The sequence below is a fragment of the Pseudomonas parafulva genome, assembly GCF_002021815.1.
Lineage (GTDB): Bacteria > Pseudomonadota > Gammaproteobacteria > Pseudomonadales > Pseudomonadaceae > Aquipseudomonas > Aquipseudomonas parafulva_B.
The window spans coordinates 3709734-3726471 of the sequence record NZ_CP019952.1 but is presented as its reverse complement, the minus strand read 5'-3'; the positions used below and the strand labels follow the sequence as shown (position 1 = coordinate 3726471).

Sequence of the window (16738 nt, the reverse complement as noted above, 5' to 3'; positions counted from 1 at the left end):
CTGACGCTCGGTACTCAATGCTGGCGGCGCCAGGCGCGCACCGTGGTGTACACCAACACCACCGCCAGCACGGGCAATACATAGAGCAGCATCAGGCGCTCCAGGCGCTCGGCCAGTGGCATGCCCATGGTGAACGCGGCGATGTGCAGGCCGTAGGCCAGGTACAGGCACAGGAACACCAGTCCTTCGGCCCGGGTGATGCGATAACCCGAATAAAACACCGGCAAGCTCAACGCGGCCACGCCCAGCATGACGGGCAGGTCGAAATCCAGTGCATTGGGCGAAATCGACAAGGGCTCGGGGGTCACCACGGCGGTCAGGCCCAACACGCCCAGCAGGTTGAACAGGTTGCTGCCGATCACCGTGCCCACGGCGATCTCGCGTTCACCGCGCAAGGCAGCGATCAGGGCTGCCGCCAGTTCCGGCAACGATGTGCAGATGGCCACCACCGTAAGGCCGATGACGCGCTCGGACAGGCCCAGGTCGGTGGCCACCTCCACGGCCGCGTCGAGCAGCAGATGACCGGCCAGGCTCAGCAGCCCCAGGCCTGCCATCACCAACAGCAGCGCAGCGCACCAGAAGCGCGTCGGGCTTTGTGGCACCGATGGCGGGGCAGGGTAGGTGCGTGCGTAGTGACGGGACTGGTGCCAGAGCATGGCCAGATAACCCACCAGCCCCAGCAGCAGCAACACGCCTTCAACGCGTCCCAGATAGCCATTGGCAGCCAACCCGTAGACCAAGGCACTGGCCAGGATCATCAACGGGATATCCAGGCGTACCAGCTGGCGAGAGACGCGAAGCGGAATGACCAGGGCTGCCAGGCCAAGAATGGCCAGCACATTGAAGATGTTGCTGCCGATGACGCTGCCCACGGCAACGTCCGGTGCGCCTTGGTAGGCGGCCTGCAGGCTGAGGGTCAACTGGGGTGCGGTGCTGCCGAATGCCACCAGGCTCAGCCCGATGATCAGCGGCCGGACATGAAGGCGTTGCGCCAGGCGCAGTGCAGCCCGTACCAGCAGTTCGGCGCCTGCGACCAACAGCAGCAAGGCGATGCCCAGCTGCAGCAGGCTGAACGTGGGGAGGGTGGCCAGATCGAAAATGGTAGGGCTCCTGGGCGTCAGTCACTAAGACCTTGTACTCGCACGCGCGCTGTTCCGCTACGCACCATGCCGATTTTTTCAGCGGCAGCCCGAGACAGGTCGATCAGTCGACTGCGGGCGTGCGGGCCGCGGTCATTGATACGGACCACGACGCTGCGTCGATTGGCCAGGTTGGTCACCAGCACCCGGCTGCCGAACGGCAGGTTGCGATGAGCCGCCGTCAGGCCATGCTGATTGAACGCCTCGCCGCTGGCGGTGCGTTTGCCGTGATGGCGGGCACCGTAGTAGGAGGCAGTACCCGTGCGGTCATATCCTCGCGGGTCGATGTCATGGCTGGCGCAGCCTGCCAGACAGGAAAAGAGGGCCAAACTGGCCAGAGAACGTTTCAACATGCAGGTACTCCAGTGCGCCGCAGCTTGTGACCGGGCGCGGGACAAACCAAGGTTGACCAGGGTGCGCTGGTCAGCCTCGGCTGGTCTGTCAGCGAGGGCGAGCCCCCGCTGGAGGGTGCGGTCAACCTTCGAGCTTGGCCTTGAGCAGCTGATTCACCTGCCCAGGGTTGGCCTTGCCCTTGGATGCCTTCATGGCTTGGCCGACGAAGAAGCCGAACATCTTGCCGCGCTTGGCCTCGTCGGCGGCGCGGTACTGTTCGACCTGTTCGGCGTTGGCCGCCAGCACCTCGTCGAGCATCGATTCGATAGCGCCACTGTCGGTGACCTGCTTGAGGCCGCGGCTTTCGATGATGGTGTCGGCATCGCCTTCACCGGCGGCCATGGCCTCGAACACGGTCTTGGCGATCTTGCCGCTGATGGTGTTGTCGCGGATGCGCACCAGCATGCCGCCCAACTGTGCGGCGGTGACCGGGGCCTGGTCGATCTCGATGCCGAGCTTGTTGAGCAGGCTGCCCAGCTCGACCATGACCCAGTTGGCGGCCATTTTGGCGTCGCCCCCGAGCTTGACCACCTCCTCGAAGTAGTCCGCCTGTTCACGGCTCGAGGCCAGTACGTTGGCATCGTACGCCGACAGCCCGTACTGGCTCTGGAAGCGCTCGACTTTCTGGGTGGGCAGTTCCGGCAAGCCGGCGCGCACGGTTTCCAGGAAGCTGTCCTCGATGACCACCGGCAGCAGGTCCGGGTCGGGGAAGTAACGGTAGTCGTTGGCTTCCTCCTTGCTGCGCATGGAGCGGGTTTCGTCCTTGTTCGGATCGTACAGGCGCGTTTCCTGAACCACCTTGCCGCCGTCCTCGATCAAGTCGATCTGGCGTTGGATTTCGCTGTTGATCGCGCGCTCGATGAAGCGGAACGAGTTGACGTTCTTGATCTCGCAGCGAGTGCCAAACTCGGTCTGGCCCTTGGGCCGGATCGACACGTTGCAGTCGCAGCGCAGCGACCCTTCGGCCATGTTGCCGTCGCAGATGCCCAGGTAGCGCACCAGCGCATGAATGGCCTTGACGTAGGCCACCGCTTCCTTGGCGCTGCGCATGTCGGGCTCGGACACGATTTCCAGCAGCGGGGTGCCGGCACGGTTCAGGTCGATGCCGGTGGAACCGCTGAAATCTTCGTGCAGGCTCTTGCCCGCATCTTCTTCCAGGTGGGCGCGGGTCACGCCAATGCGCTTGATGGTGCCGTCTTCCAGGGCGATGTCCAGATGGCCCTTGCCCACAATGGGCAGGTCCATCTGGCTAATCTGGTAGCCCTTGGGCAGGTCAGGGTAGAAGTAGTTCTTGCGCGCGAACACGTTGCGCTTGCCGATTTCGGCATCGATGGCCAGGCCGAACATGCACGCCATGCGTACCGCTTCCTGGTTCAGGACCGGCAGTACACCTGGCATGCCCAGGTCGACCAGGCTCGCCTGCGTATTGGGTTGCGAGCCAAACGTGGTGGCACTACCGGAAAAGATTTTCGACTGGGTGGCGAGCTGAGTGTGGATTTCCAGCCCGATCACAACTTCCCATTGCATGTGTCTGTTCCTCAGAAGCCGTTAGGGGCGCGGGTGTGCCAATCGGTCACCTGCTGGTAGCGATGGGCTACGTTAAGCAGGCGGCCTTCCTGGAAGTAGGGCGCCAGCAACTGCACGCCCACCGGCAGGCCATCGACGAAGCCGGCTGGCATCGAGAGCCCTGGCAGGCCCGCGAGGTTGGCCGTGATGGTGTAGACGTCCTCGAGGTAGGCGGCAACCGGATCGCTGCTCTTGGCGCCCAGTTTCCAGGCCGGGTTGGGGGTGGTCGGGCCGAGAATCAGGTCGACGTCCTTGAAGGCAGCCATGAAGTCGTTCTTGATCAGGCGGCGAATTTGCTGGGCCTTCACGTAGTAGGCGTCATAGTAGCCCGCCGACAGGGCGTAGGTGCCGACCATGATCCGGCGCTGCACTTCGGCGCCGAAGCCTTCGCCACGGGAACGCTTGTACAGGTCGGTCAGGTCCTTGGGCGCCTCGCAGCGATGACCGAAGCGAACACCGTCGAAACGCGACAGGTTCGAGGACGCTTCTGCCGGGGCGATCACATAGTACGCCGGGATGGCGTGCTGCATGTTCGGCAGGCTGATTTCCTTGACCACCGCGCCGAGCTTTTCCAGTTCCTTGACGCTGGCCTGTACGAGGTCGGCAATGCGCGGGTCCAGACCAGCACCGAAGTACTCCTTCGGCAGACCGATGCGCAGCCCTTGCAGCGAATCACCCAGGGTGGCGCTGTAGTCGGGAACCGGCTCCTCGATGCTGGTCGAGTCCTTGGCGTCGAAGCCGGCCATGCCTTGCAGCAATAGCGCGCAGTCCTCGGCCGTGCGGGCCAGGGGGCCGCCCTGATCCAGGCTTGAGGCATAGGCGATCATGCCCCAGCGCGAGACGCGCCCGTAAGTGGGCTTGAGGCCGGTGAGGTTGGTCAGCGCGGCCGGCTGACGGATCGAGCCGCCGGTGTCGGTGCCGGTGGTCACCGGCAACAGGCGCGCGGCTACGGCAGCGGCCGAGCCGCCGGACGAGCCACCGGGTACGTGCTCGAGGTTCCAGGGGTTCTTCACCGCGCCGTAGTGGCTCGATTCGTTGGCCGAACCCATGGCGAACTCGTCCATGTTGGTCTTGCCCAACGTCACCATGCCGGCTTCGGCGAGCTTGGCCACCACAGTGGCGTCATAGGGCGCCTTGAAGGTGTCGAGCATCTTCGAGGCGCAGCTGGTCCGCACGCCCTGTGTGCAGAACAGGTCCTTGTGGGCAATGGGCGCGCCCAGCAACGCCCCGCCTTCGCCAGCGGCACGGCGGGCATCGGCGGCACGTGCCTGGCCCAGGGCCAGCTCGTCGGTCACGGTGATGAAGCTGTTGAGCTGTGGGTCGAGCTGCTTGATACGGTCCAGCAGGGCGCTGGTCAGCTCTTCGGAGGAAAACGACTTGTCGGCGAGTCCGCGGGCGATCTCGGCCAGGGTCAATTGATGCATGGCAGGCTCTATCCCTTACTCGATGACTTTCGGAACCAGGTACAGACCGTTCTCGGTCTGGGGGGCGACGGCCTGATAAGCGTCGCGCTGGTTGTGCTCGGTGACCTGGTCGGGGCGCAGGCGCTGGCTGGCCTCCAGGGGGTGAGCCAGGGGTTCGATGCCGGCGGTGTCCACCGCTTGCATCTGGTCGACCAACCCGAGGATGCTGTTCAAGGCGTCGGTAATGCGTGGCAGTTCGCCATCATTTAGGCCCAGTCGGGCCAGATGGGCGATCTTTTCCACGTCGCAGCGTTCAAGCGCCATGGGGATCTCCAGAAGGATAGAAAGAACGGATTCAGTGTCCGCAATGAGGAACATGTCAGCTTTTTGGCGGTCCAATGGCCGCGATCATCGGCTGGCATGCTCGGAAAAACAGCCAATTTAACATATTGGCTCCTTGCCCAAAATCCCTGCCATTGTTAGAGTTTGCCGCACTTTTTTACCCACGCTTTCCCCAGGGTCACTTTCCCATGTTCAAGAAACTGCGTGGCATGTTTTCCAGCGATCTGTCCATCGACCTGGGTACTGCCAACACCCTAATTTACGTGCGTGAGCGCGGTATCGTCCTGAATGAGCCCTCGGTTGTTGCCATCCGTACCCATGGCAATCAGAAAAGCGTCGTCGCCGTCGGTACCGAAGCCAAACGCATGCTGGGCCGTACGCCTGGCAACATCGCAGCCATTCGTCCGATGAAGGACGGCGTGATCGCCGACTTCAGCGTGTGCGAAAAAATGTTGCAATACTTTATCAACAAGGTTCATGAGAACAGCTTCCTGCAGCCCAGCCCCCGCGTGCTGATCTGCGTGCCGTGCAAGTCCACCCAGGTTGAGCGCCGCGCCATTCGCGAGTCGGCCCTGGGTGCAGGTGCCCGCGAAGTGTTCCTGATCGAAGAACCCATGGCCGCTGCCATCGGTGCCGGCCTGCCGGTCGAAGAGGCCCGTGGCTCCATGGTCGTCGACATCGGCGGCGGTACCACCGAAATCGCGCTGATCTCGCTCAACGGCGTGGTGTATGCCGAATCGGTGCGCGTCGGTGGCGACCGCTTCGACGAAGCCATCGTGACCTACGTGCGCCGTAACTACGGCAGCTTGATCGGCGAATCCACCGCCGAGCGCATCAAGCAGGAAATCGGTACTGCCTACCCGGGCGGTGAAGTGCGTGAAGTTGATGTCCGCGGCCGTAACCTGGCCGAAGGCGTACCGCGTGCGTTCACCCTGAACTCCAACGAAGTGCTCGAAGCGCTGCAGGAGTCGCTGGCGACCATCGTCCAGGCGGTCAAGAGTGCCCTGGAGCAATCGCCACCTGAACTGGCTTCCGATATCGCCGAACGTGGCCTGGTGTTGACCGGCGGCGGCGCACTGCTGCGTGACCTGGACAAGCTGCTGGCCCAGGAAACCGGGCTGCCGGTCATCGTCGCCGAAGACCCGCTGACCTGTGTCGCACGCGGGGGCGGTCGAGCCCTGGAAATGATGGATAAGCACGCAATGGACCTGCTCTCGAGCGAGTGATGCTTACTCGCTGCTCGTGAGCCCCGGTTTACAGGTAGCACGCACAGTGCTACCTGTATGTGCTGGCCGGTGCCCGTTCGGGTGCCTCATCCATCAATTCGCAACCAGGCTGGTGCCTTGTCCCATGTCCAATGACTTCCTGAGTCGTCCACGAGGAACGGCCCATTAAACCGCTTTTCTCCAAGGGCCCCTCGCTGGGCGTTCGCCTGCTCGTCCTGGTGGTGGTGTCGGTCGCGTTGATGGTCGTCGACGCGCGCTTCGACCTGCTCAAGCCTGTTCGCAGCCAGATGGGCCTGGTGCTCATGGAATCGTACTGGATCACCGACTTGCCGCAACGCGCCTGGCAAGGGGTGGCGGGCCAGTTCGGCAGCCGCAACGAGCTGATTGCCGAAAACGAGAAACTCAAGACCGAGGCCCTGCTGCTGCAAGGCCGCCTGCAGAAGCTGGCGGCGTTGACCGAGCAGAACGTGCGCCTGCGGGAGCTGCTCAATTCCTCGGCGTTGGTCGACGAAAAGGTCGAAGTTGCCGAGTTGATCGGTGTCGACCCCAACCCCTTCACCCACCGCATCCTGATCAACAAGGGTGAGCGCGATGGCGTGTTTCTCGGTCAACCGGTGCTCGACGCCCGCGGCTTGATGGGGCAGGTGGTCGAACTGATGCCCTATACCTCGCGGGTCTTGCTGCTCACCGACACCACCCATAGCATTCCCGTGCAAGTCAACCGCAACGGTTTGCGCGCCATTGCCAGCGGTACCGGTAACCCTGAGCGCCTCGAGCTGCGCCATGTGGCCGATACGGCGGACATCAAGGAAGGCGACCTGCTGGTCAGCTCCGGCATGGGCCAACGTTTCCCCGCCGGTTATCCCGTGGCCACCGTCAACGAGGTGATCCACGATTCCGGCCAGCCATTCGCCATCGTGCGCGCCATCCCCACCGCGGCGCTCAACCGTAGCCGTTACATGCTGCTGGTGTTCAGCGACCGGCGCACGCCCGAGCAGCGCGCCACCGATGCCGCGATTGCCCAGGAAGAAGCGGACCGCAAGGGGGGGACGGTTCCTGCTCAGGATACTGGTACGACCGGTCAAGGCACGCCTGTGAACGGTACGCCCGCAAACACCGCCCCTGCCGCGACCCCTGCGCCTGCCACCCAGCCCGGTACGCCTGCAACGGCGCCTGCTGCACAGCCTGCAAGCCCGGCCGCAGCACCCGCTGTGCCCACTCAACCCCGGAGGCAGTGATGGCCGCATCGCGCCGCAACAATGGTTGGATCATCTGGCTGACGTTTGCCGTCGGCCTGCTGCTCAGCGTCTCGCCCATGCCGCAGTTCATGGAAGTCTTTCGCCCCATGTGGCTGGCGTTGCTGGTGTCGTTCTGGACCTTGAACGTGCCGCACAAGGTCGGCATGGCCACAGCGTTCATGCTTGGCCTGGCCGAGGACGTGCTGTACGGCACCTTGTTGGGGCAGAACGCGTTGATCCTCACCCTGATCACATTCCTGGTGCTGTCCTTGCAACAGCGCCTGCGCATGTTCCCCATGTGGCAGCAAAGCCTGATCATTCTGGTGGTCTTCGGCATTGCGCAGTTGCTACAGCTGTGGCTCAGCGCCCTGACCGGCAACCGCCTGCCAACCCTGGCGCTGGTCTGGTCGGCCGTGATCAGCGCGCTGCTCTGGCCATGGATCAGCTTTGCCTTGCGCGATCTTCGCCGACGCTTGCACATCAATTGACGGCTTGATGGCCGCTGACAGGGAGATGTCCGAATGACCCTGCTATACCTGGCTTCCGGCTCTCCACGGCGGCGTGAGCTGCTGACGCAGATCGGTGTGCCCTTCAGGGTGGCCAGCGCGCCCATCGATGAAACCCCGCTGCCTGGCGAAAGCGCAGAGGCGTATGTGCAGCGCCTGGCCAAAGCCAAGGCTGCAGCCGGTCGCGCCAGTCTCGAACCTGCCAAGATGGCGAACGCAGGCGCTGTGGTGCTGGGCGCTGACACGGCCGTGGTGCTTGACGGCCGTATTCTCGGCAAGCCCGAGCACCGTGACGACGCGCTTGGCATGCTGGCCCGGTTGTCTGGCCGCGAACACCAGGTGTTGACGGCAGTGGCGCTCGATGACGGCAAGCGTGTGGAGAGCCTGTGTGTCAGCAGCACTGTCCGCTTTCGCCTCATCGACCAGCAGGAGGCCCAGCGCTACTGGGCCAGCGGCGAGCCGGCGGACAAAGCGGGCGGCTATGCCATTCAAGGGCTGGGCGCGGTATTCGTCACCGGGCTGGTGGGCAGCTATTCGGCCGTGGTCGGTCTGCCATTGAGTGAAACGGCACAGTTGCTCGAGCGCTTCGGCATCGCTTGCTGGCAACCGGCGGCCTCGACACCTGAGGTGACACGCCCGCAGTAGCCAGCACCGTTTGCGCCATCCATCATTAGAACAAGACCCTGGACGAGAACCTGCCATGAGCGAAGAGATCCTGATCAACATCACCCCGATGGAGTCACGCGTGGCGGTGGTGGAAAACGGGGTACTGCAGGAAGTGCACGTCGAGCGCACCCAGCGTCGCGGCATCGTCGGCAATATCTACAAGGGCAAGGTGGTCAGGGTGCTGCCCGGCATGCAGGCGGCGTTCGTGGACATCGGGCTGGAACGGGCCGCATTCATCCATGCCTCGGAAATTTCGCAGCGCGAAGGCTCGGCGGTGGAAAACATCACCGCCCTGGTCCATGAAGGCCAGGCGCTGGTGGTGCAGGTCACCAAGGACCCCATCGGCAGCAAGGGCGCGCGGCTGACCACCCAGTTGTCGATCCCGTCGCGCTACCTGGTCTACATGCCCCGCAGCAGCCACGTGGGCATTTCGCTCAAGATCGAGGACGAGGCCGAGCGTGAACGCCTTAAACGCGTGGTCAGCGACTGCGTAGACAGCGAGAACATACAAGGGGCCGGCGGCTTCATCCTGCGCACCGCCGCCGAGGGCGCGCGGGCTGAGGAAATCCTGCAGGACATCCGCTACCTGCGACGGTTATGGGAGCAGATCGGGGCGCAGATCAAGACCTGTGGCGCACCCCTGGTCATCTACGAGGACCTGGGCCTGGCGCTGCGTACCCTGCGCGACCTGGTCAACCCGAAGATCGAAAAAATCCGCATCGACTCCCGGGAAACCTTCCAGCGCACCACGCAGTTCGTGCAAGAGCTGATGCCTGAAATCGCCGACCGGCTCGAACACTACCCAGGCGAAAGGCCCATCTTCGACCTGTACGGTGTCGAAGACGAAATCCAGCGCGCCCTGGATCGCAAGGTGCCACTGAAGTCGGGTGGCTACCTGGTGGTCGATCCGGCCGAGGCGATGACCACCATCGACGTCAACACCGGCGCTTTCGTGGGCCACCGCAACCTGGAAGAAACCATCTTCAAGACCAACCTGGAGGCCGCCACCGCCATTGCCCGGCAACTGCGGCTGCGCAACATCGGCGGCATCATCATCATCGACTTCATCGACATGGAGGACGAGGATCACCAGCGCCAGGTGCTGCGAACGCTGGAAAAACAGCTGGAGCGCGACCACGCCAAAACCAACATCATCGGCATCACCGAGTTGGGCCTGGTACAGATGACCCGCAAGCGCACCCGGGAGAGCCTTGAGCAGGTGCTGTGCGAACCGTGCCAGGCCTGCCAGGGACGAGGCAAGCTCAAAACCCCCGAAACCATCTGTTACGAGATTTTTCGCGAAATCCTGCGTGAAGCCCGCGCCTACCAGGCTGAGGGCTATCGCGTGCTGGCCAATCAGAAGGTGGTCGATCGCCTGTTGGACGAAGAGTCTGGCAACGTGGCTGAACTCGAGGCCTTCATCGGGCGAACCATTCGCTTCCAGGTCGAGTCGATGTATTCGCAAGAGCAGTATGACGTGGTGCTGCTCTGAGGCCTGCTGAGACCCGACGCGCTTCGGTCGGCGTGGCGAAAACGGTACCACGGGCCATTATGCATATACGACCTGGAGGGCCATGGCCATGGGACGTCTAAGCCGCGTTCTGAGTGTCCTGACCCGTTGGGGATTGGGGGCTTGCGCCTTGCTGCTTATCGCAGTGGCGCTGTACGCCAGCCTCGGCCGGGCCTTGGTGCCGCTGGTGGCCGAGTACCGCAGCACGGTGCAGGCCAAGGTAGCCGAGGCACTGGGTGTGCCCGTGCACATTGGCGCGCTCCAGGGCCGCTGGAGCAGGCTGTCACCGGTGCTGACCGTACACGACCTGCAAATCGGTGAAGGCGCCACGGCCTTGCGGCTCGATGACGTCATCGTGGTGCCGGATGTCTGGGGCAGCCTGGTCGCACGTCAAGTGCGCCTGGCGCGCATCCAGCTGGCCGGCCTGCAACTGATCGCCCGCGAGGATGAAACCGGCGAGTGGAAGCTCGAGGGCCTGCCCAAGCAGGACGACGCACCGCTGCAACCCGAACAATTGCTCAAGGACCTGCGCCGGCTTGGGCGGGTCGATGTGTTCGACAGTCAGGTCACCCTGCACGCCTGGCAGCGTGATCCGCTGACGCTGACCTATGTCAGCGCAGGCTTGCTGGCAGGGCCTTCGCGGCAATCGCTGGACCTACGGGCAACCTTGCCAGATGGCCAACCACTGACGCTGAGCGCGCGCAGCCGGGCTTCGGCCGAGGCCTGGCGTGACGCGCAGGTAGACGGCTACCTCAACCTGCCGGACAGTGACTGGGCGCGCTGGTTGCCGCCTCGGCTGTTGGGGCAGTGGCATGCCCAGGTGCTTCAGGCTGGCGGCGAGGCCTGGTTCGACTGGCGCGACCGCCAGTTGCACCAGGGCGCCGTACGCCTGAATGCGCCGCACCTTGAAGGGGCCTATGACACGCGCAAACCGGCCAAGGTAGACAATCTGGCCCTCAATGCCTGGTTCAAGCGTCAGGATGAGGGCTTCGACGTCGTTGTCGACTCACTGGCGATGGACCTTGGCGACACGCATTGGGCGTCGCGGCTGCGGTTGAGGCAGCGCAACGGTGCTGCGCCGGCTGATGAAAGCTGGCAGGTGCAGGCCGATCGTCTGGAGCTGACCCCCCTCACGCCGTTGATCCACGCCTTGGCGCCCATGGGCCAGCAGGCGCTGGCGGTGGTCGATGGCCTCAATGTCACAGGTGCCTTGCGCAACGTGCAACTGACGGCCCGGCCCCATGCCGACGGTGATCGCCGGTTGGCGTTCGAAGGCAACCTGGAGCGCGTGGGTTTCGATGCGTATCACGGTGCCCCGGCTGCCGGTAACGTGAATGGCAGCATCAGCGGCGACCTTGGGCACGGCGAGCTGCGTCTGGATACCGACGCGTTCATGCTGCACCTGGATCCGATCTTCGCCAAACCCTGGCACTACCAGAAAGCCAATGCGCGCCTGACCTGGACGCTGGACAAGGCAGGTTTCACCCTGATTGCCCCTTATCTGAAGGTCGTGGGCGAGGAGGGCAAGATAGCAGGCGACTTCCTCATCCGCCTGTTGTTCGAGCAAGGCCGTGAAGACTACATGGACCTGCGTGTCGGTCTGACCGATGGCGATGGCCGCTACACCGCCAAGTACCTGCCTGAGGTATTGAGCCCGGCCCTGGACCAATGGCTGCGCAGCGCAATCGTCAAAGGCAGCGTCGACCAGGGTTATTTCCAGTACCAAGGCTCGCTCAATCACGGCGCCAGGCCCGAAGCCCGCAGCATCAGCCTGTTCTTCAAGGTGCATGATGCCACCTTGGACTTCCAGCCCGGCTGGCCACAGGTACAGCATGTGGACGGGGACGTGTTCATCGAGGACAGCGGTGTGCGCATCAAGGCACAACGCGGCGTGCTGCTCGATACCAAGGTCAGCGACGTGAACGTCGACATTCCACATGTGGAAGGCAACGGTGATAGCCACTTGCACTTGGACGGCAATTTCGACGGTGGCCTGGTGGACGGGCTCAAGATACTCAAGCAAGCGCCCATCGGCACCCATGAGATCTTCGCCGGCTGGGAAGGCGAGGGCCCCCTCAAAGGCAAGGTCAAGCTGGACATACCGCTGGCCCATGGGCAGCAGCCCAAGGTAAAGGTGGATTTCGCCACGCGCGATGCGCGGCTCAAGATCGCTTCGCCTGAGCTTGAGCTCACGCGCTTGAAGGGCGACTTCAGCTTCGACTATGACAAGGGCCTCAGTGGCAAGGGCATTTCCCTGCAGGCATTCGGCAAGCCGGTCACTGCGCAGATCGCGGCTGAAGGCGAACCGGGGCAGATGCAGACACGAATCAGTGCCAGCGGTCGGGTTTCGCTGCAGGCGCTGACCCAATGGCTGCATTTCGACCAGTCACTGCCAGCCTCGGGCGAGCTACCGTACCAGCTGCAGTTGAGCATTGGCGCACGTGAAAACCTGTTGAGCGTCGATTCGGACCTCAAAGGCCTGTCGATCGACCTGCCGGCACCCTTTGGCAAAGCGCCCGCCGACAGCCGGGCCAGCCGTTTCAGCATGAACCTGCAAGGCGCGCAACGGCGCATCGACGCCGCCTACACCGATCTCGCCCGGCTGGCCTATGTAGCACCCGCCGAGCACCTGGACCAGGGTGCTGGCGAGTTGCTGCTTGGCGCTGGGCAAGTGCAGCCTCCCGGCGGGCGCGGCCTGCGCGTTCGTGGGCACCTCGATACCCTGGACCTTGACCCTTGGCAGGCTCAGGCGCAGAAGCTCGGGGGCGACGATCCCGGCGGCAGTGCGCGGCAGACTTTGCAGAGCGTGGACCTGAGCATAGGAACCCTAAAGGCTTACGGTACGGAACTGAACCAGTCGAGAGTGCGCCTGGCACGTGGGTCGGCGGCCTGGGACGTGCGCCTGGACAGTCGGCAGGTGGTGGGTGACGCGCGCGTGCCAGACGCCGAAGGCGCCCCTATCGTCGTGCGGCTGCAAACCTTGCGCCTGCCTGCAGGCAGTGCCGACCAGGCGCAGGACGAAGACGGCGCCGATCCGCTGGCGTCCTTCGACCCGCGCAAGGTGCCGCCGCTGGACGTACGCATCGACAGGTTCTACCGCGGTGACGATCTGTACGGCAGCGCTGCGATCAAGCTGCGCCCGACCCGTACCGGTGTGAACGCCAGCGACATCGATCTGAACCTCAAGGGGCTGCGTATCGACGGCAGCGGTGGTTGGGATGGCGCGGGCGGCACGAGCTGGTACAAAGGCCGCGTGCAGGGCAAGCAACTGGGCGATGTGCTCACGGCCTGGGGCTTTGCCCCGACGGTAACCAGCCGGGACTTTCGCATGGACGTGGACGGGCGGTGGCCGGGATCCCCGGCGGCGATCAGCCTGAAACGCTTCTCCGGCAGCCTCGATGCGGTGCTGCACAGCGGGCAGTTCGTCGAGGTAGACGGTGGGGCGCAAGCGTTGCGGGTATTTGGCTTGTTGAACTTCAACGCCATCGGCCGGCGCTTGCGCCTGGACTTCTCCGACCTGTTCGAAAAGGGCCTGGCCTACGACCGACTCAAGGGGCTGCTGGTGGCCAGTGAAGGGGTCTACGTAACCCGCACGCCGATCAAGGTCACCGGCCCGTCGAGCGATTTCGAACTCGATGGTACGCTGGACATGGTGCGTGAGCGGGTCGCTGCCAACCTGCAGGTCAGCCTGCCGGTCACCAACAACCTCCCCCTGGCAGCGTTGATCGTCGGCGCCCCGGCCGTGGGCGGCGCACTGTTTCTGGTCGACCGCCTGATCGGCGACCGGGTGTCGCGCTTTGCCAGCGTGCATTACCGGGTAGTTGGGCCGTGGAAAGAGCCTAAGATTACCTTTGTGAAACCATTCCAGAAATAGCGTCAGGAGGGTCGATGAAGGCTGCGGTAATCCAGATGGTCAGCCAGGATGATGTGCAGAGTAACCTGCGCCAGGCGAGCAGGCTTCTGGAGCAGGCGGCTTCAGGTGGCGCCAGGCTGGCTGTGCTGCCAGAGAACTTCGCTGCCATGGGGCGTGCAGACGCCGCGGCCATCGGCCGCGCCGAGGCCCTAGGCGAAGGCCCGATCCTGCCCTGGTTGAAACGCGTGGCCTGCGACCTCAGGTTATGGATTGTCGCAGGCACCATTGCCCTGCCACCGGATGGTCAGCCCCGGGCCAAGCCACATGCTTGCTCGTTGCTGATCGACGAGCATGGGCAGCAGGTGGCGCGGTACGACAAGTTGCACCTGTTCGATGTGGATGTCGCCGACAATCGTGGCCGTTATCGTGAATCCGATGACTATGCCCCAGGTGCGCAAGTGGTGGTTGCCGATACGCCGGTCGGGCGGTTGGGCCTAAGCGTGTGCTACGACCTGCGCTTTCCCGAGTTGTACAGCCATCTGCGGGCAGCCGGGGCGGAGCTGATCAGTGCACCGTCGGCCTTCACGGCGGTGACTGGGGCGGCGCATTGGGACGTGCTGATCCGCGCACGCGCCATCGAGACACAATGCTACATGCTGGCCGCAGCCCAAGGCGGGCTACACCCCGGCCAGCGCCAGACCCACGGCCACGCGGCGATCGTCGACCCATGGGGGCGCATCGTGGCGCAACAGGCGCAAGGCGAAGCGGTACTGCTTGCCGAGCGCGACAGTGACGAACAGGCGTCCATTCGGGCGCGCATGCCGGTGATCGATCACCGGCGCTTCTTCTCGCAGGGCGCATTGCGGCCTGCGCACACCTCGGAGTGACTATGAGCCAGATGTTATCCACCGTCAGCGAGCAGCTCCTGACCCCAGGCGGCTTGACCCTGGACAGCCTGCAAAGTGTGCTGGGTGAATTGGCCGGCCCTGGCATCGACGCCGCCGACCTGTATTTCCAAGGCCAGATTTCGGAAACCTGGGCGCTGGAGGATGGGATTGTCAAAGAGGGCAGCTTCAACCTCGACCAGGGGGTCGGTGTTCGTGCCCAGGCCGGCGAAAAAACCGGTTTCGCCTACAGCAATGCCATCAACCTCGAAGCCTTGACCTCTGCCGCACGCGCCGCGCGGTCGATTTCCCGTGCCGGTCAGAACGGCACGGTCCAGGCGTTTCGTGCCCAGGACGTGACCACGCTCTACCCGGCGGATAACCCATTGGACGTGCTCAGCCGTGCCGAGAAGGTCGAGCTGCTCAAGCGTGTCGATGCCGCCACCCGCGCGCTGGACCCGCGTATCCAGCAGGTCAGCGTCAGCATGGCGGGCGTCTGGGAGCGAATTCTGGTCGCGGCCGCCGACGGCAGCCTGGCGGCCGACGTGCGGCCCCTGGTGCGCTTCAACGTCAGTGTCATCGTCGAGCAGAACGGCCGTCGCGAACGCGGCGGGCAGGGCGGCGGCGGGCGCACCGACTATCGCTTCTTCACTGAGGAGCGAGTAATGGGCTATGCCCGCGAAGCACTGCGCCAGGCGTTGGTGAACCTGGAAGCCGTTGCCGCGCCTGCCGGCACCTTGCCCGTGGTGTTGGGGCCTGGCTGGTCCGGCGTGCTGCTGCACGAGGCGGTCGGCCATGGCCTGGAAGGCGATTTCAACCGCAAGGGCAGTTCGGCATTCAGCGGCCGGATAGGCCAGAAGGTCGCGTCCAGCCTCTGCACCATCGTCGATGATGGCACCCTGGAAGGTCGGCGTGGGTCCTTGAGCGTGGACGACGAGGGGACGCCAACCGAGTGCACCACCCTGATCGAAAACGGCGTGCTCAAGGGGTACATGCAGGACAAGCTCAACGCGCGCCTGATGGGCATGGCGGTGACGGGCAACGGTCGGCGGGAATCCTATGCCCACTTGCCGATGCCGCGCATGACCAACACCTACATGCGAGCCGGTGAGAGTGACCCACAGGAAATCATCGCTTCGGTGAAGAAGGGCATCTACTGCGCGAATTTAGGTGGCGGGCAGGTGGACATCACCAGCGGCAAGTTCGTGTTTTCGACCAGCGAGGCCTACCTGATCGAGGATGGCAAGATCACCGCACCGGTCAAAGGCGCGACCTTGATTGGCAATGGCCCGGAGGCGATGAGCCGTGTGTCGATGGTCGGCAACGACCTGTCGCTCGACAGTGGGGTAGGCACATGTGGCAAGGACGGGCAGTCCGTGCCGGTCGGAGTAGGCCAACCGACCTTGAAACTCGATGCGATCACGGTGGGCGGTACCGGGGCGTGAGGGTCGGCTGGGGCCGCATGGCGGCCCCGCCGCGATCAGCGCAGCCCGCGCTGCAGCTCGTCCAGATCGCGAATGTACTTGAACACCTTGCGCGAAGCGGCAGGGGGTTTGTTCCTGGCCTTCTCGTGCTGGGCATGGCGCACCAGCGAGCGCAACTGCTGGCGGTCGGTCTCCGGGTATTCGTTGACGAACCGTTCGAGGTCCTCGTCGTTGCCGTCGATCAACCGATCACGCCAGCGTTCAAGACTGTGGAAACGCTCGTTGTACTGGCGAGTGGAGCTGTCCATCTGTTCCAGCAGGGCATGAATGGCGTCCAGGTCCTGGACACGCATCAGCTTGCCGACGAACGACATGTGGCGTTTGCGAGCCCCATGTGCGGTGTGCTTGCTGGCTTCGGCCAATGCCTTGCGCAGTTCATCGGTCAAGGGCAGGCGCGCCAGGGTATCGGCCTTGAGGGTGGTGAGCCGCTCGCCGAGTTCGACCAGCGCATGCAGTTCGCGCTTGATCTGGGTTTTGCTTTTTTCGCCGTCGAAGGCGTCGTCGTTTGAATCAACCATGGTGGCAGTC

14 protein-coding genes are annotated in these 16738 nt (G+C 63.9%); 8 read left to right on the top strand and 6 right to left on the bottom strand.

The window, feature by feature from the left end:
* Positions 1-14: 14 nt before the first annotated feature.
* From B2J77_RS16750 to gatC, 5 genes are all read right to left on the bottom strand, one after another.
* Positions 15-1058 carry a calcium/sodium antiporter gene (locus B2J77_RS16750; protein WP_078479062.1) on the bottom strand — a complete coding sequence of 348 codons (1044 nt, stop codon included), beginning with the start codon at positions 1056-1058 and terminating at the stop codon, positions 15-17.
* A 59-nt stretch (positions 1059-1117) separates the two neighbouring features.
* Positions 1118-1492, bottom strand: coding sequence for a septal ring lytic transglycosylase RlpA family protein (locus B2J77_RS16745; protein WP_078479061.1), 375 nt, complete (start codon positions 1490-1492; stop codon positions 1118-1120).
* A 121-nt stretch (positions 1493-1613) separates the two neighbouring features.
* Positions 1614-3059, bottom strand: coding sequence for an Asp-tRNA(Asn)/Glu-tRNA(Gln) amidotransferase subunit GatB (gene gatB / locus B2J77_RS16740; RefSeq protein WP_058604399.1), 1446 nt, complete (start codon positions 3057-3059; stop codon positions 1614-1616).
* Between the two features lie 11 nt (positions 3060-3070).
* Positions 3071-4522 carry an Asp-tRNA(Asn)/Glu-tRNA(Gln) amidotransferase subunit GatA gene (gene gatA, locus B2J77_RS16735; RefSeq protein WP_058604400.1) on the bottom strand — a complete coding sequence of 484 codons (1452 nt, stop codon included), beginning with the start codon at positions 4520-4522 and terminating at the stop codon, positions 3071-3073.
* 15 nt (positions 4523-4537) lie between these two features.
* Entirely contained in the window at positions 4538-4825 is a 288-nt protein-coding gene (gene gatC, locus B2J77_RS16730; protein WP_023533299.1) for an Asp-tRNA(Asn)/Glu-tRNA(Gln) amidotransferase subunit GatC, read from the bottom strand.
* Positions 4826-5031: 206 nt separating this feature from the next.
* Here gatC and mreB point away from each other — a divergent pair, with 206 nt between their 5' ends.
* The 8 genes from mreB (at position 5032) to tldD (ending at position 16171) form a co-directional block, all read left to right on the top strand.
* Complete coding sequence (gene mreB / locus B2J77_RS16725) at positions 5032-6069, top strand: rod shape-determining protein MreB (protein WP_003255163.1); 1038 nt, start codon at positions 5032-5034, stop codon at positions 6067-6069.
* A gap of 194 nt (positions 6070-6263) precedes the next feature.
* Positions 6264-7307 carry a rod shape-determining protein MreC gene (mreC, locus tag B2J77_RS16720; RefSeq protein WP_230375198.1) on the top strand — a complete coding sequence of 348 codons (1044 nt, stop codon included), beginning with the start codon at positions 6264-6266 and terminating at the stop codon, positions 7305-7307.
* Positions 7307-7795 carry a rod shape-determining protein MreD gene (mreD, locus tag B2J77_RS16715; protein WP_078479059.1) on the top strand — a complete coding sequence of 163 codons (489 nt, stop codon included), beginning with the start codon at positions 7307-7309 and terminating at the stop codon, positions 7793-7795. The genes mreC and mreD overlap by 1 nt, the downstream gene beginning before the upstream one ends.
* Positions 7796-7828: 33 nt before the next feature.
* Entirely contained in the window at positions 7829-8458 is a 630-nt protein-coding gene (locus B2J77_RS16710) for a Maf family protein (RefSeq protein ID WP_078479058.1), read from the top strand.
* Positions 8459-8513: 55 nt separating this feature from the next.
* The gene (rng, locus tag B2J77_RS16705; RefSeq protein ID WP_058604402.1) at positions 8514-9971 is read left to right on the top strand and encodes a ribonuclease G; all 1458 of its coding nucleotides are present in this window, start codon (positions 8514-8516) and stop codon (positions 9969-9971) included.
* Between the two features lie 82 nt (positions 9972-10053).
* Complete coding sequence (locus B2J77_RS16700; RefSeq protein ID WP_058637493.1) at positions 10054-13863, top strand: YhdP family protein; 3810 nt, start codon at positions 10054-10056, stop codon at positions 13861-13863.
* Between the two features lie 14 nt (positions 13864-13877).
* On the top strand, positions 13878-14729 hold the full coding sequence (locus B2J77_RS16695; RefSeq protein WP_078479057.1) for a carbon-nitrogen hydrolase family protein: 852 nt from the start codon (positions 13878-13880) through the stop codon (positions 14727-14729).
* Between the two features lie 2 nt (positions 14730-14731).
* A complete protein-coding gene (gene tldD, locus B2J77_RS16690) occupies positions 14732-16171 on the top strand; it encodes a metalloprotease TldD (RefSeq protein ID WP_058604405.1) in 1440 nt (479 codons plus the stop codon).
* A gap of 35 nt (positions 16172-16206) precedes the next feature.
* Here the strand turns inward: tldD and yjgA are convergent, their stop codons facing one another.
* The gene (gene yjgA, locus B2J77_RS16685; protein WP_058637496.1) at positions 16207-16728 is read right to left on the bottom strand and encodes a ribosome biogenesis factor YjgA; all 522 of its coding nucleotides are present in this window, start codon (positions 16726-16728) and stop codon (positions 16207-16209) included.
* Positions 16729-16738 lie beyond the last annotated feature (10 nt).